Here is a 14,592-nt window from a genome sequence, read left to right on the forward strand (position 1 = left end):
AACGGCCGAGGGAGACTGGCGAATGACTGACTTGCCCGAGTATTACTTCCGGGTGAAGGAAAACGGCGCGACGGTGTTTCGCGTCGATACCGAGAACCGTCAGCGCCGGATCGAGATGGACCCGATCGCCAATATCAACATCCGCAATGGCGAGATCAAACCGCAGGGCGACCGGGTTCTGACCGAGGAAGACCGCGCCGAGATCGAGGCGTGGATGGCGCATCGCCGCGAGGTGCTCGCCCAGCGCGATGTCGACGACATCCTGCGCGCGGTCGATCACCTCAATCTCGTCACGCAATGGGCGCAGTCGAAGGCGACCGACGCCCAGCTCGAAGAGATCACGGATACGCTGTTGCTGACAATGCACGACCTGCGCAGCGTGCTGGTGCGCAAAAAGGCCGAGCGGCTGACCAGCGAGGGCTGAGCGCCCCCGCCCGCTCCGGCCTCAGCCTTTCGAGATGAACCCGGTGATCGGATAGACGCGGCCCAGCGCGCCGGGATTGCTCATGACGCGCACGCGGCTCCAGTCGTTCTTTTCCGAGACATCCACCACGACCATGTCGAGCGACACCTTGTTACGCTCCCAATTCGCGTGATCGACCCGGATCTGACGCGGCGAGTCGACGCCCGAGACCACCGCGATATGACCCAGCGGATTGCGACCGGTCGCCGAGAACGCCATCACCGCACCGACCTTCGGCTGATGACCGCGCGCATACAGACCCTTCGCCTGCGACCACCACGTCTTAGCATTGCCGCGAATGTCGATGCCCGAGGCATTGCGCGCAAACGGCACGCACCAGACACGCTGGCGCTTGGCGCGCATCTGCTTGGCAACTTCGACGGCATAGGCGCGGCGTTCGAGGTTGACGGAGCTCGCCTGATCCCGCGCGCTGGCAAAGCCCATCCGGTCGCCGGTGGTCGGGGTACAGGCCGAGACGGTCAGAGCCGCGATCAGAACAAGCGAAAGAGGGGCCGCGCGGCCCGCAAGGTCAGAGATAGAGAGCATGGGCGATCACTGTCGATGTCGAATTGTTGCGTCTTCGTTACCTCCTCCATAGCCCCGAATACCCCCTTCGCCGAAGGAGAATTTCGCCGCGCATCAGCGGGTTGGCAACAATCCGCTTACAGGAATGTAATCTTGGGAACCTTTTGCGATCTCGCGATGCGCATTCTACGGGTGACGGTCCGAAGGACAGCGCGCATGCAGGTAAATCTCGACCCATTCAAAGCCCGGATCGATCCCCCGCTCGGCCAGCCACGCCTCCTGCAGACGGTAGGCCTCCGGCTCGGCCGCCGCCGGACAGGGCCAGTCGCGCGCATGGAACTGAGCGCGGTGGATCAACTCATGCAACAGCGAGGAAAGCTGCATCGGATCGTCTTCGGACCACGGCCCGACGAGGAAGATTCGATCCTCCACCAGATCATAGGCCGCGCGCAGATCGGAATCGACCAGAAGATCGTGCCCCTCATAGGTGATGACCTCCCCGCTCTGGCACATGAAGATCGCAGGCGCGCCCTGCGGCACCGTGTAGTCGCTATGCGCCTCGATCCATTCGGCGAGCGCTTCCGTCACCGCATCGGGCACAGACATCGGCAGCGGCGCGGGACAGGCCCCGGCCGCTGCCGGACATAACAGTGCAAGCCCTATGACGATGGCTCGGATCATCACGCCTCCTCTCCAGACAGGATAGCAGCTGCGTGCGGATCTCGGAATTGATGCCGATCATTCGGGCCGATTGTTCAAACCGCGCCTTCCTAGTTCGGCATCATCGGCGGCGCCATCACGATATAGGGCGTCGTCGGAGCCTCCCCCGGCGGCAAGGCCTCGGGCATCCGATCCCCCGGTTCCCCGAGCGATTTGATATACTGGTAGAGCGAGCGCAGATCGCTCTCGGGCATGGCATGCACGTTGTAGAACGGCATTGGCGGCTTAGCGTCAAAGGTCTTCGCGTATTCCACGAAACCGTCCTCATCCATATCCTTGATCTCAAGGCGCAAATTGACCGCGTAGGTCGTGCCCCACGGCCCCTGCCAGCCAAGCGGCACGCCTTTGAGCGCCGCCTCCGGGTCGATCTTGCCGCCGGACTCGTTGTACCCAGCCGTGTGGCAGTCGTGGCAACCCGAGGTGATCGAGACCAGTTTGCCCCGCTCCACCGAGACCTCCTGAGCAACCACAGCCGAAGAGCTGGCCAGCGCGCCAAGCGCGGCCAGAATAAGAACGCGTTTCATGGGTTTCTCCCTCCCCTAACAGACGCGCCCCTCCCGGCGCGCCTCTCCCTGAGGTCCGGCCTTACGTCCAAACAGACCTGACCTTGCGGAAAGGATGCGCCCAAAGGGGCGAGTCCGGCAATTAGATAAAAGACAGGGTCTCGCAGCCGTGTTCAGGCAACGGATAGCGATGAGGCACGAACCTCACGACGGCGCGAAGCGGGCTGCGCCATCTGCCTCAGACGCTGACCACCTCGCGCAAAGCCTCGCGCGTCAGGGTCTCTTTCGTCCCCTCCATCGCGACCGCGCCGCGCTTGAGCACGTAGAAGCTATCGCCCAGATCATGCGCGAAGTCGAAATACTGCTCGACCAGCACAATCGCCATATCGCCCTTCTCGCGCAGGTAGGAGATCACCCGCCCGATCTGCTGGATGATGTTGGGCTGGATGCCCTCGGTGGGCTCGTCCAGCAACAACAGCTTCGGCTTCATCAGCATCGCGCGGGCAATGGCGAGCTGCTGTTGCTGTCCGCCCGAGAGGTCCCCGCCCCGGCGGTTCAGGAAGTCCTTCAGGATCGGGAACAACTCGTAAATCTCGTCCGGGATGACATGCTCGGATTTCGGAAGGCAGGCGAAAGCCGTCTCCATGTTCTCGCGCACGGTCAGCAGCGGGAAGATCATCCGGCCCTGCGGCACATAGCCCAGCCCCGCCTTCGCCATCGCCTGCGGCGGCACCCGGCCCATCTCCGCGCCATCGAGCGTGACAGACCCGCCCGAGCGCAGATGCGTCCCTGAGATCGCCTTCAGCAACGAGGTCTTACCCACCCCGTTGGTCCCCATGATGCAAGTCACCTCGCCCGCGCGGGCCACCATGTCGATCCCGTGCAGGATCTGGCTGCCCCCGTAATGGAGCGTCAGCCCCTCTGTCTTCAGCATCGCGGGTTTTGTCAGATCAGCGGCCAAGATACACCTCGATCACGCGTTTGTCGGCGGTCACATGGTCGAGCGAGCCTTCCGCCAGAACCGACCCCTCATGCAGCACCGTCACCTTGCAGTTCAGACGGCGCACGAATTCCATATCGTGCTCGACCACGACCACGGCATGATCGCGCGCCAGATCGACCAGCAGCGCGGTGGTCTGCTCGCGCTCGGCCAAGGTCATCCCGGCGGCGGGTTCGTCTACCAGCAGCAGCTTCGGCTCCTGCGCCAAGAGCATCCCGATCTCCAGCCATTGCTTCTGCCCGTGGCTCAGCTCGCCCGATTTGCGCGGCAGCTGATCGGCGAGGCCCACCTGCGCCGCGATCTCTTCGACCCGCGCGCGATCCGCATCGCCGGCCTTCCAGCCCAGCACCGCGAAGGGGCTGCGATTGGCCTTCAGCGCCATCATCAGGTTCTCGGTGACGGTCTGATCCTCGAAGACGGTGGGCTTCTGGAATTTCCGCCCGATCCCGATCCGCGCGATCTTCGCCTCGTTGAGCCGCAGCAGGTTGGTGGAGCTTTCCCCCCACAGCACAGAGCCCTCATCGGGCCGGGTCTTGCCGGTCACGATATCCATGAAGGTCGTCTTGCCCGCCCCGTTCGGCCCGATCACCGCGCGTAGTTCGGTCGGGCCGATATTGAAGCTGAGATTGTTGATCGCCTTGAACCCGTCGAAGCTGACGGAGATGCCCGAGACCTCCAGCAGGGTCTGCGCCCCTGCCCCCGGTTTGATCGCGACATTCATTCCTGCGCCTCCTCTTCCCGGAAGGAGCCTTTGTCGAGCCCGAGCGGCGCGCCGTGGCGGTTCGGACGGCGAATGCCCTCGAAAAGGTCGATCAGCCCCGACAGTCCCTTCGGTGCGAACAAGGTCACCAGCACGAAGGCGAGCCCCAACAGCACCTGCCACCAATCGACCCAGTCGATCGTGTAGAAACCCAGCGGCAGATCGGGCACGCGGCCGCCGGTAAACCAGCTCGAGACGATGGAAACGAAGGCCGCCCCCATCACCGCACCATAGAGCCGCCCGCGCCCGCCGATCGCGACCCAGACCGCGAGGTAGATCGAGGCGATAGGTGCCATCTCGCCCGGGTTGATGATCCCCGCCTGCGGGTAATAGAGCGCCCCCGCAATGGCCGCGATCACCGCTGTCAGGGTGAAGACGAACAGCTTGTAGCCCTCGACCGAATAACCAAGGAAGCGCACCCGCGCCTCGTCATCGCGGATGCCGCGAATGACCGAGCCGAACTTGCCCGAGACGATCAGCGACGCCGCGATATAGCCCAGCCCCAGCGCCAAGGCCGAGGCCCAGAGGAACCAGATCGACAGATGATCCTGCCCCGCGCTCACGCCGGGAATGTTCTGCAGCCCCGAAAGCCCGTTATTGCCACGCAGCCCGCTCTCGTTCTGGAACAGGTAGAGCGACAGCGCGAGCGTCATCGCCTGCGTCAGGATCGACAGGTAAACGCCCGTGACGCGAGACCGAAACGCGAGCCAGCCGAAGATCAGCGCCAAGAGCCCCGGCACCAACACCACGAACAGCAGCTGCATCGGCAGGTTGCCCGCGAAGGTCCAGATCGCAGGCAAGTCCGATCCACCCACCACGCCAAAGATTTGCGTGCCGATGGCGTCATTGACCTCCTGCGGGGTCATCGGGAACTCACCCGCCGATTTCAGCACGATGTCGCGGGTGCGCTCATACATGAGCCACATGCCGATCATGTAACCGCCCAGACCGAAGAAGGCGAAATGGCCGAGCGACAGGATGCCCGTATAGCCCCAGACCAGATCCATCGCGATGGCGATCAGGCACAGGCACAGCGTCTTGCCCAGCGTCTTAACCATCGAGGTCGAGATCGCCCCAGGCCCGTAGGCATGGGAGAGGAAGGTGACGCCCAGCGTGAAGACCGCGAGGATCAGCAGGAACCACAAGACGGAGGGGTTCTTGGCGAGAAATCCGGATTTCATGCGCGGACCTCCGATGTTGCGGCGGGGGTTTCGCACCCCCGCGCCCCCGCGGGATATTTGGACCAAGAGGAAGGGATAAGGGTGTGTGCCATGCTCAATCCCCCGCGGCCCGGCCCTTGAGCGCGATAATGCCGCGCGGGCGGAACTGGATGAAGATGATGATGAAGAGGATCATGTAGGTCTGCGCCGCGAGCGTATTCGACGGGTTGAGCCATTCGATCCCCTTCTGCAGCACGCCTATCAGGGTCGCGCCCGCAAGCGTGCCGAAGATCGAGCCGACACCGCCGACCACGACCGTCATGAACGACTGCACGATATAGTCCTGCCCCATCTCGGAGGTGACTTTCGCGAAGAGCCCGATGGCCACGCCCGCGATCCCGGCGATGCCCGAGCCAAACCCGAAAGCGAGCATGTTGATGCGATCCGGGTTGATCCCCATCGAGGCCGCCATCGACGGGTTCTGCGTGACCGCGCGGACCTCCAGCCCGAGGCGCGTCTTGCGCATCACCCAGAGATAGAGGGCAAGGAAAATCAGCGCCAAGACGAAGATCGCGATCCGGATATAGCTGATCGACACCACGTCATTGAGCGTCCACGCCCCTTCCAGCCACGGCGGCGAGGTCAGCGGACGCGCTTGCGTGCCGAAGATGTTCTTGAAGAGCTGTTGCAGCGCGATGGAAATACCGAAGGTCGCCAGCAGCGTCTCGAGCGGGCGTTTGTAAAGGTACCGGATCACCAGCCGCTCCATTGCGACGCCCGCGCCGAAGGTGATCGCAAAGGCCAGCGGCAGCGCGATCAGGATCGACAGCGTGTAATCGGGCACGAAGAGCTGCACGACATAGCCCGTATAGGCGCCCATCGTGATGAACTCGCCATGGGCCATGTTGATCACGCCCATCACCCCGAAGGTGATCGCAAGCCCGATGGCGGCGAGGAAATAGATCGAGGCGAGCGAGAGCGCATCGAGGCCGAGATCGACCGTCTGCATCCCCGCCACCGTGCGGCTCACCCGGGTCAGTGCGGCCTCGGCGGCGGCGGTCACTTCCGGGTCTGGCTCGGCATAGATATCGGCGAATTGGTGATCGGCGACGAGCGCCGCGGCCTCGGCATCGGTCAGCCGCGTCGGCACCTCGCCGGCAGCGGCCAGCGTCGCATAGGCCTCCTCGCGCTTGGCCGGATCGGCCATTGCAGCCAGTGGCAGCCCGCCCACCTGACCGTTCTCGACATGCGCGGCCAAAGCCTGCTGCATCTCGGATGCCGAAATCCGCGCGGGCGCCAGATCGGCCGAGACCAGCATCGCATAGGCCTCATCTTCGGGGATATCGCGACCCGGCTTGAGCGTTTCCGCAACATTGCCCTCGGGCGCGCCTTCGAACACCTTGCGGGTCGTCGCCACCAGCGGGTTCAGCGTCGCGCGGAAGTCCAGCCCCAGATCGGCCCCGAAACTGTCGATCGCCGCGACGCGCTCTTCGGCATCCTTGCCGAAGCGGATCGTCAGCAGGCGTTCCAGCCGCTGTTTTTCCGCCTTGATCGCGGGATCGGGCTCGTCGGGGATCGAGGCGCGCAGCGGCTCCAGATGCGAGGCCTCGCCATTGCGGTCGATCGCGGTCAGCGCCTCGCGGCGTTTCTTCGGATCTGGGTCGCTGAGCAGAAACCGCACCAGCGCCACACCGATCTCGGCGCGCACGCCGGAATTCGGCTTCACTTCCTTGATGTCGGATTTCGGCGCGGTGCCGGCGGGCTCTCCGGTGACCGGATCGCTTAGCTCGTATTCGCTGCCGGATTTCTTCACGATGAAGAAGGCGCCGTCGCTTTCGCGCAGCCCCACGCGCTTGTCGGACCAGGCCTGCAGGAAGCGCGAGGCCCCCTCGCCCGAACCGGCGACCGCCTCGATGACCGGGCCGATCGTGCGGCGCGACGGCTTGGCGATCTGCTTGGCATAGTCCTGAAGAACGGCGCGCAGCCCCGTGGCTTCGCTTTGCGTGGCCTCCGCCTGCGGCGCGTCGCCCGCATCCTGCGCCAGCCCCGGCAGAGCCAATGCCAGAACAATCCCGAGCGCGATCAAAAACTTGCGCATCCCGTCCCCTTAGGATGAAACGGCCGGGAGAGGCGCACCCCTCCCGGCCAAGACACGATCAGTAGTTCGATTTCTTCTGAACGCAGGTTTCGGTCTCGGTGTTGTACATGCCGCAATCGAGACCCGGCCAATCCGACTTGAGCACCGCCGATTCCGGCAGGAAGTCGGTCCAGGCGTCGCCCGGCACGGGGTCGGTCTGCGAGATGATGTCGAACTGTCCGTCTTCCATGATCTCGCCGATCAGAACCGGCTTGGTCAGGTGGTGGTTCGGCAGCATCTTCGCGGTGGAGCCGGTGAGGTTCGGGAATTCCTGCCCCGGCATCGCGGCGATGACTTCGTCGACATTGGTGGAGCCGACCTGCTCGACCGCCTGCACCCACATGTTGAAGCCGATATAGGTGGCTTCCATCGGGTCGTTGGTCACGCGGCTGTCGTCGCCGGTGAAGGCGTGCCACTGCTTGATGAAGGCCGCGTTCTCGGGCGTGTCGGCGCTCTCGAAGTAGTTCCACGCGGCCAGCTGACCGACGAGGTTCTTGAGATCCGCCTCACCCAGACCGGACAGCTCCTCTTCGCCGACCGAGAAGGCCACGACGGGGATATCCTCGGCGGTGATGCCGGACGCTGCGAGTTCCTTGTAGAAGCCGATATTCGCGTCGCCGTTGATCGTCGAGATCACGCCGACCTTCTTGCCGTCCGCGCCCAGCGCCTTCACGTCGGAGACGATCTTCGACCAGTCCGACTGCCCGAAGGGGGTGTAGTTCACGAAGATATCTTCCTTCGCGATGCCCTTGTCCTGCAGATAGGCTTCGAGAATGTTGTTCGTGGTGCGCGGGTAGACATAGTCGGTGCCCAGCAGCGCGAATTTCTCGACGCCAAGCTCTTCGAGGAAATAATCCACCGCCGGGATCGCCTGCTGGTTCGGGGCAGCACCGGTGTAGAACACGTTGCGCGAGCTTTCCTCGCCCTCGTATTGCACCGGGTAGAACAGCAGACCGTTGAGTTCCTCAAGGACCGGCAGAACCGATTTACGCGACACCGAGGTCCAGCACCCGAAGATCACGTCGACCTTGTCCACGGTGATCAGCTCGCGCGCCTTTTCGGCGAACAGCGGCCAGTCGGAGGCCGGGTCGACCACGACCGCCTCGAGCATCTTGCCGTTGATGCCGCCTTTCTTGTTCTGCTCTTCGACCAGCATCAGGACCGTGTCCTTCAGCGTGGTTTCCGAGATCGCCATCGTGCCCGACAGCGAGTGCAGAACGCCAACTTTGATCTTGTCGTCCTCCTGCGCGAAGGCGAAGCCCCCGCTCATCGACATGGCCCCGGCCAGAGCCGCAGACATCATAAGTTTACGCCGATTGATCATTTCATTTCCCTCGTTAGCGTCGACCCTGCGCGGCCCTTGATGGGCTCATTCTGCAGGTGCCGAACCTCCACTATTGGTAACGGTCGAGGCCATCCCTCCGACCAGGGGCGCACAGCCGAGCGCCTCCGACATCCAATCCCTCGCGCTGCGATGCGGCAAAAAATTCCGGCACCACGCAGCAAAAAACCCGCCGAATGGGCGGGTCTGCCGAAGTTTTCGCACAAATTGTGAGTTTTCGCCCAATAAATGGGCAACTATTTCGTTATCAGGCTGGAATCGATTTCAGCGCCAAACCACCCTCGCGCTCGAGAAATGCGACGATCTCCTCGATGCCCGCACCTTGGCGCAGCCGCGCCATGACATAGGGCTTCGACCCGCGCGCGGTTTTCGTATCCGCCTCCAACTGCGCCAGATCGACCCCCACATGCGGTGCGAGGTCCACTTTGTTCACCACCAGAAGGTCGGACTTGGTCAGCCCCGGCCCCCGCTTGCGCGGGATGTCCTGCCCCGCCGCCGTGTCGATCACATAGATCGTCAGATCGGCCAGTTCCGGCGAGAAGGTCGCCGCCAGATTGTCGCCGCCGCTCTCGATTAGCACCAGTTCCAGATCGGGGAGTTGCGCGGTCAGATCGGCGATGGCCGCCAGATTGATCGACGCATCCTCCCGGATCGCCGTATGCGGGCAGCCCCCCGTCTCGACCCCGCGAATACGCTCGCCCGGCAGCACCTGCGCGCGCATCAGCGCCTCGGCATCCTCGCGCGTATAGATGTCGTTCGTCACCACCGCCATCGACACGCGCGACGCCAAGGCCCGCGCCAGCTGCTCGGTCAGCGTGGTCTTGCCCACGCCCACCGGTCCGCCAATTCCCACGCGCAAAGGTCCGTTGCCCATATCCTCACCTCAAGTCTTGAAGAGACGCACATCGAGCGTCTCGTGTTTCATGGCCGAGACCTCGGCGCGAAAGGCGCTGAAGCTCAGGTCCGTCAGTTCCGCCTGCGCCGCGCGTGCCGCGATCTCGGCGATTTTTCCGTGCAGCTCGCTCAGAACCGTTTGTCCCGCGATTTGCCCCAAAGGGACAAGCCGGATCGCCGCAGAGACGAGGTTCGACGCGAAAGAATGCTGGAAGAGGGAAATCACCTCCGTGGCCGGCAGGTCCAGATCGCGCGCCGCCTCGGCCAGTGCGACCGGCAATATCCGCGGCGGCAGCTCGACGCCCCGCAACCCCGCCTGCGCCAGCGTGAAGGCCGCGCCCTGTTCCGCCGTCTCACGCAGCCGCTCGGCCGAACCCGCCATCGCGCGGCCCAGCGCGTCCAGTTCCTCCAGATCGCCACCGCGCAGCCCGCAGGCCAGCAGCACCGCATCGGACCAGCCCGCGCCATGCTCCAGCACATCGCCCAGCCATATCGCGAACCCCGCCGCATCCCTGATCTCGCCCGCCGCCACCGCCTGCTCCAGCCCATGCGAATAGGCGAACGCCCCGGTCGGAAAGGCCGGAGAGAGCCATTGCATCAGGGACAGAGGCGCGGTCGGATCAGGCATGGTCGTGATGATGGTCGTGGCTGTGCGAATGGTCGTGGTCATGCGAATGGGAATGCCCATGGTGATGCGAATGCCCGTGCTCGTGCCCCATCGTGCGCCCCATCCCGTAGGCGCCGCCCTCGGGTTGGAAGGTCTCGACCGCGGGCGAAACCACCGCCCCCAGCTGCTTCAGCATCGCCTCGAGCACATGATCGGCGCGGATCACCAGCCGCTCCGCCTCGATCTGGCACGGCGTGTGACGGTTGCCGATATGCCAGGCCAGCCGCGTCAGATCGCCCTTTACAACCAGCACCGGCTCCAGCGCCGGACGCACCTCGATGAAGCGACCGTCCTCCAGCACGAAGGCCTCGCCGCCCGTGAGGTTCGTCACCTCCGGCAGATCCACCAGAAACCCCGCGCCCGAGCCCGCAACCAGCCGTTTGCGGCGCAGAAACCGCCCCTCGTAATCCAGCGCCACATAGTCGACCGCCGCCTGCCAGGCACCTTTCGGCGCCACTTTTTCGGCCTTCGGATAATCGCTCATTCTCTCGGCTCCCCTTAACGCTTTCTCAAACCTCCGACCGCAGACTGCTCTGCAGCAAAGGAGTCTTTCAATGTTCCACCATTGCTTCGAACCGCGCACTCCCGCGGACGAGCTAGCCCAGATCCGCGCGCAGATCGCACAACTCAAACGCCGCGAGGCAGAGCTGCGCGAGGCCTATCTTACCCAGCCCGACATGCCCTGTCTCGGCCGCTGGACGAAGGTGGAGATCGTCACCAGCCGCCGCCAGGTGCTGGAGCCGCGCCTGCTGCCGCCCGAAATCCGCTCCGACCCGGCCTTTCAGCGCGAGAAAGTGACCCGCACGCTGCAGACCCGACCGCATGATCCGACGCGGAACCGCCTGCCCGAACTCGTCCGGGACAGACCCGTCAACGTCGGGCTGCGCCTCGTATCCGGCGGCTGACGCCATCCTCAGAAGAGGAAGTAACGCTGTGCCAGCGGCAGAACCTCCGCGGGCGCGCAGGTCAGCAATTCGCCATCCGCGCGCACCTCATAGGTCTCGGGATGCACGTCGATCTCGGGCGTCGCCGCATTGTGGATCATCTGCGCCTTGCCGATGCCGCGCGTACCCTCGACGGCAAGCGTCTGCTTTTGCAGACCAAGGCTCGCCGCCAGCCCGTTGGCCTGCGCCGCCTGACTGACGAAGGTGACGGAACTCGCGTGCCGCGCGCCACCCAGCGCCCCGAACATATTGCGCGTATAGAAAGGCTGTGCCGGGATCGAGCCGTTCGGATCGCCCATCTGCGCCGAGACAATCGAGCCCCCGATCAGCACCATCTCGGGCTTCGCGCCGAAGAAGGCCGGGTTCCACAGCACCAGATCGGCACGCTTCCCCACCTCGATAGAGCCGATATGCTGGCTCATCCCGTGGGTGATCGCCGGATTGATCGTGTACTTCGCGATGAACCGCTTCACCCGCACGTTGTCATTGTCGCCCTGCTCTTCCGGCAACCGCCCGCGCTGTTTGCGCATCTTGTCCGCCGTCTGCCAGCAGCGAATGATCACCTCGCCCACGCGCCCCATCGCCTGACTGTCCGAGCTGATGATCGACATCGCGCCCATGTCATGCAGGATATCCTCGGCCGCAATCGTCTCTTTCCGGATACGGCTTTCGGCAAAGGCCACATCCTCGGGCACCTTGTTATCGAGGTGGTGACACACCATCAGCATATCGAGATGCTCTTCGATCGTGTTGCCGGTATAGGGCCGCGTCGGGTTGGTCGAAGACGGGATCACGTTCGGCGCGCTCACCACCTTCAGGATGTCCGGCGCGTGGCCGCCCCCCGCGCCTTCGGTGTGGAAGGCGTGGATCGTACGTCCCTTGATCGCGGCGAGCGTATTCTCGACGAAGCCGCTCTCGTTGAGCGTGTCGGTGTGGATCATCACCTGCACGTCCATGTCGTCGGCCACCGACAGGCAGCAATCGATCGCGCCCGGCGTCGTGCCCCAATCCTCGTGCAGTTTCAGCGCGCAGGCGCCGCCCTCGACCATCTCGACCAGCGCCTCGGGGCGCGAGGCATTGCCCTTGCCCGACAGCGCGAGGTTGACCGGCAGCGCGTCGAAGCTCTGCAGCATCCGCGCGATATGCCACGGCCCCGGCGTGCAGGTCGTGGCCAGCGTGCCATGCGCGGGGCCCGTGCCGCCGCCCAGCATCGTCGTCATCCCCGACGCCAGCGCATCCTCGATCTGCTGCGGGCAAATGAAATGAATATGCGCGTCGAACCCGCCAGCGGTCAGGATTTTTCCTTCCCCAGCAATGACTTCCGTCCCCGGCCCGATGATGATGTCGACATTCGGCTGCGTGTCGGGATTGCCCGCCTTGCCGATCGCCACGATCTGCCCACTCTTCAGGCCGACATCCGCCTTGTAGATCCCCGAATGGTCCACGATCAGCGCATTGGTGATGACCGTATCGACCGCGCCGCCCGCGCGGGAGATCTGGCTCTGGCCCATGCCGTCGCGGATCACCTTGCCGCCGCCGAACTTGACCTCCTCGCCATAGGTGGTCAGGTCGCGCTCGACCTCGATGATCAGATCGGTATCGGCGAGCCGCACCCGGTCGCCGGTGGTGGGGCCGAACATATCGGCATAAGTGCTACGCGAGATCATAGCCGGCATCAGAGCGCCCCCATAACTTTCTGATTGAATCCATAGACTTCACGCGAGCCGCGATAGGGCACCAGCCGCACTTCGCGGCTCTGGCCCGGCTCGAACCGCACCGCCGTTCCGGCCGCGATGTCCAGCCGATAGCCGCGTGCGGCGTCCCGGTCGAACTCCAACCCCGGATTGGTCTCCGCGAAATGGTAATGCGAGCCGACCTGCACCGGGCGGTCGCCGGTATTGGCGACCATCAGCGTGATCGCCTCGCAGCCCTCATTCAGCGTGATCTCGCCCGCCGCGGGCAGGATTTCTCCGGGGATCATCGGCTCACTCCTTGTTGCGACGCAGGGCGCGCGCCAGTTCCGGCCCGACATAGGCGACCGCTGCGAGCGCGAGCAGCCCGATCAGCGGACCGTCGTGGAAAAACCATGTGCTCCCCGCGCTGTGGCCGGGATGGGCCAGCGCGGCAGTGGGCGCGAGGACGGCGAGAGCAGCTACAAATTTCATCGGACGGCCTTTCATTAGAAAAACTTATTTCGGGTCGGTCTGTATAAGCTGAACTTATCTCAGCGGATCGGATGGTGGACGGTGACGAGCTTCGTGCCGTCCGGGAAGGTCGCTTCAACCTGAATGGAATGGATCATCTCGGGGATGCCCTCCATGCATTGATCGGCCGAGATCACCCCTGCCCCCGCCTCCATCAGATCGGCGACGGAGCGCCCTTCGCGGGCCCCCTCGACGACGAAATCCGAAATGATTGCAATGGCTTCCGGGTGATTGAGCTTCACGCCGCGTTCCAGCCGGTTGCGCGCAACCATCGCAGCAACGCTGATCAGCAGCTTGTCCTTTTCCCTCGGTGTCAGGTTCATCGTATTCCCTCAGATCTGCCACACGCGCGGCGCCGCTTCACCGCGTCGCAACGTATTGAAAAGTCGTAGAATTTGTCGCCGCATCGGCCAACCGTCCCGCGCGAGCAGCCGGATGACGCATTTCCCGTCGAACCCCGAAGCCGCGCCCTCGACGCCCGGCTCGTCGAGCACCGCGCGCAGGGGCTCCACCGCGTCTTCCGCACCTTGCTGGCACAGGACGAGCGTCGCGAAAGCGCGTGCCTCGCCCAGCACTGCGCTGCGCGCGCCCTTGGCCAAAATGTTGGAATTCAGCAAGAAGGGCTCGAAAAACACAGGCTTTCCGGCGCGATCGATCCGGCGCATGTCGAAAAACTGCAAGTCCTGCACCCGCTCGCCCATCGCGATCCGGCCCAGAACCACCGCCTCGAGCATCAGGCAGGACGCATCGACGGCCAGCGAAATAGTCGTGTCGCGCGCAAGTTTCGCCCGATCGAACAGGATCGTCTCCTGCGGCAGCCAATCGAGATGACACCCGGCACCGACATTGTGATGCACCTCGACCTGCGCCTGACCACCATCCGCGCGATAGGCGCGCTCGGCGGCTTGGGTCGTCGCCACGAGCTTCGCGCCATCTTCCAGATCGGTTTTGTAGGAAAGCCGGTCTCCAGAGGCCAAACCACCGGAAGTATTCAGGAAAACCACTTCTGCCGCGCCCGGAACGCGCGGCAGAATGGCTTTCGCGGACCCGCTTTGATGGAGACCGGTCAGCCGCGCACCAGAAAAGGCTGCCCGCGCCGCGCCGCGCGAACGCTGCATCTCGACTGCAGCCGGAGTCTGTATTTTCGCGTCGAACATGGGTCCCTCCCTCCCGATTCAAAACCGCGCCAACGGGACGGTCCATGCCGTGCTCGCGCAGATTTGGCTTTGACCAAAGCACAACGGCAGCTGCGCCCATTTCACGCGCAATTTGC

At 64.1% G+C, this 14,592-nt stretch carries 18 protein-coding genes; 2 read left to right on the forward strand and 16 right to left on the reverse strand.

The genetic code is table 11. The features are described 5' to 3' along the window. Window positions 1–22 precede the first annotated feature (22 nt). The gene (locus BMI91_RS07550; protein WP_078520251.1) at window positions 23–424 is read left to right on the forward strand and encodes a hypothetical protein; all 402 of its coding nucleotides are present in this window, start codon (window positions 23–25) and stop codon (window positions 422–424) included. A gap of 21 nt (window positions 425–445) precedes the next feature. Here the strand turns inward: BMI91_RS07550 and BMI91_RS07555 are convergent, their stop codons facing one another. The 11 genes from BMI91_RS07555 to ureE all read right to left on the reverse strand — a co-directional run bounded on the left by BMI91_RS07555 (window position 446) and on the right by ureE (window position 10,655). Further along, window positions 446–1,009 (reverse strand): CHAP domain-containing protein, encoded by a 564-nt coding sequence (locus tag BMI91_RS07555; RefSeq protein ID WP_078541839.1) that lies wholly within the window; start codon window positions 1,007–1,009, stop codon window positions 446–448. 165 nt (window positions 1,010–1,174) lie between these two features. Next, entirely contained in the window at window positions 1,175–1,669 is a 495-nt protein-coding gene (locus BMI91_RS07560; RefSeq protein WP_078604534.1) for a DUF6647 family protein, read from the reverse strand. Between the two features lie 89 nt (window positions 1,670–1,758). Further along, entirely contained in the window at window positions 1,759–2,232 is a 474-nt protein-coding gene (locus tag BMI91_RS07565) for a c-type cytochrome (RefSeq protein ID WP_078604535.1), read from the reverse strand. A gap of 217 nt (window positions 2,233–2,449) precedes the next feature. Next, the gene (gene urtE, locus BMI91_RS07570; protein WP_075776995.1) at window positions 2,450–3,145 is read right to left on the reverse strand and encodes an urea ABC transporter ATP-binding subunit UrtE; all 696 of its coding nucleotides are present in this window, start codon (window positions 3,143–3,145) and stop codon (window positions 2,450–2,452) included. A gap of 16 nt (window positions 3,146–3,161) precedes the next feature. Next, complete coding sequence (gene urtD / locus BMI91_RS07575; protein WP_078541842.1) at window positions 3,162–3,932, reverse strand: urea ABC transporter ATP-binding protein UrtD; 771 nt, start codon at window positions 3,930–3,932, stop codon at window positions 3,162–3,164. Further along, the gene (urtC, locus tag BMI91_RS07580) at window positions 3,929–5,152 is read right to left on the reverse strand and encodes an urea ABC transporter permease subunit UrtC (protein ID WP_078604536.1); all 1,224 of its coding nucleotides are present in this window, start codon (window positions 5,150–5,152) and stop codon (window positions 3,929–3,931) included. Before urtC ends, urtD begins: the two co-directional genes overlap by 4 nt. Before the next feature lie 94 nt (window positions 5,153–5,246). Beyond that, the gene (gene urtB, locus BMI91_RS07585; RefSeq protein WP_078604537.1) at window positions 5,247–7,229 is read right to left on the reverse strand and encodes an urea ABC transporter permease subunit UrtB; all 1,983 of its coding nucleotides are present in this window, start codon (window positions 7,227–7,229) and stop codon (window positions 5,247–5,249) included. 58 nt (window positions 7,230–7,287) lie between these two features. Beyond that, window positions 7,288–8,568 (reverse strand): urea ABC transporter substrate-binding protein, encoded by a 1,281-nt coding sequence (urtA, locus tag BMI91_RS07590; RefSeq protein WP_078605092.1) that lies wholly within the window; start codon window positions 8,566–8,568, stop codon window positions 7,288–7,290. A 289-nt stretch (window positions 8,569–8,857) separates the two neighbouring features. Then, on the reverse strand, window positions 8,858–9,484 hold the full coding sequence (ureG, locus tag BMI91_RS07595) for an urease accessory protein UreG (RefSeq protein WP_078604538.1): 627 nt from the start codon (window positions 9,482–9,484) through the stop codon (window positions 8,858–8,860). Window positions 9,485–9,493: 9 nt separating this feature from the next. After that, window positions 9,494–10,132, reverse strand: a complete 639-nt coding sequence (locus BMI91_RS07600) for an urease accessory protein UreF (protein WP_078604539.1) — start codon at window positions 10,130–10,132, stop codon at window positions 9,494–9,496. Then, window positions 10,125–10,655, reverse strand: coding sequence for an urease accessory protein UreE (gene ureE, locus BMI91_RS07605; RefSeq protein WP_078604540.1), 531 nt, complete (start codon window positions 10,653–10,655; stop codon window positions 10,125–10,127). Before ureE ends, BMI91_RS07600 begins: the two co-directional genes overlap by 8 nt. Window positions 10,656–10,725: 70 nt before the next feature. Here ureE and BMI91_RS07610 point away from each other — a divergent pair, with 70 nt between their 5' ends. Further along, on the forward strand, window positions 10,726–11,076 hold the full coding sequence (locus BMI91_RS07610) for a hypothetical protein (protein WP_078520262.1): 351 nt from the start codon (window positions 10,726–10,728) through the stop codon (window positions 11,074–11,076). Window positions 11,077–11,084: 8 nt separating this feature from the next. On the opposite strand, the gene ureC is transcribed toward BMI91_RS07610, so the two are convergent. The 5 genes from ureC to BMI91_RS07635 are packed head-to-tail and all read right to left on the reverse strand — an operon-like array spanning window position 11,085 to window position 14,476. Beyond that, a complete protein-coding gene (gene ureC, locus BMI91_RS07615; protein WP_078548024.1) occupies window positions 11,085–12,791 on the reverse strand; it encodes an urease subunit alpha in 1,707 nt (568 codons plus the stop codon). Beyond that, window positions 12,791–13,096 (reverse strand): urease subunit beta, encoded by a 306-nt coding sequence (locus BMI91_RS07620; RefSeq protein ID WP_078520264.1) that lies wholly within the window; start codon window positions 13,094–13,096, stop codon window positions 12,791–12,793. Before BMI91_RS07620 ends, ureC begins: the two co-directional genes overlap by 1 nt. A gap of 4 nt (window positions 13,097–13,100) precedes the next feature. Continuing rightward, window positions 13,101–13,280, reverse strand: coding sequence for a hypothetical protein (locus BMI91_RS07625; protein ID WP_134330715.1), 180 nt, complete (start codon window positions 13,278–13,280; stop codon window positions 13,101–13,103). Between the two features lie 59 nt (window positions 13,281–13,339). Further along, window positions 13,340–13,642 (reverse strand): urease subunit gamma, encoded by a 303-nt coding sequence (locus tag BMI91_RS07630; RefSeq protein ID WP_075776945.1) that lies wholly within the window; start codon window positions 13,640–13,642, stop codon window positions 13,340–13,342. A 9-nt stretch (window positions 13,643–13,651) separates the two neighbouring features. After that, the gene (locus BMI91_RS07635) at window positions 13,652–14,476 is read right to left on the reverse strand and encodes an urease accessory protein UreD (protein WP_078604541.1); all 825 of its coding nucleotides are present in this window, start codon (window positions 14,474–14,476) and stop codon (window positions 13,652–13,654) included. Between the last annotated feature and the right edge of the window lie 116 nt (window positions 14,477–14,592).

This window comes from Thioclava sediminum (genome assembly GCF_002020355.1).
In the GTDB taxonomy this organism is placed as follows: domain Bacteria; phylum Pseudomonadota; class Alphaproteobacteria; order Rhodobacterales; family Rhodobacteraceae; genus Thioclava; species Thioclava sediminum.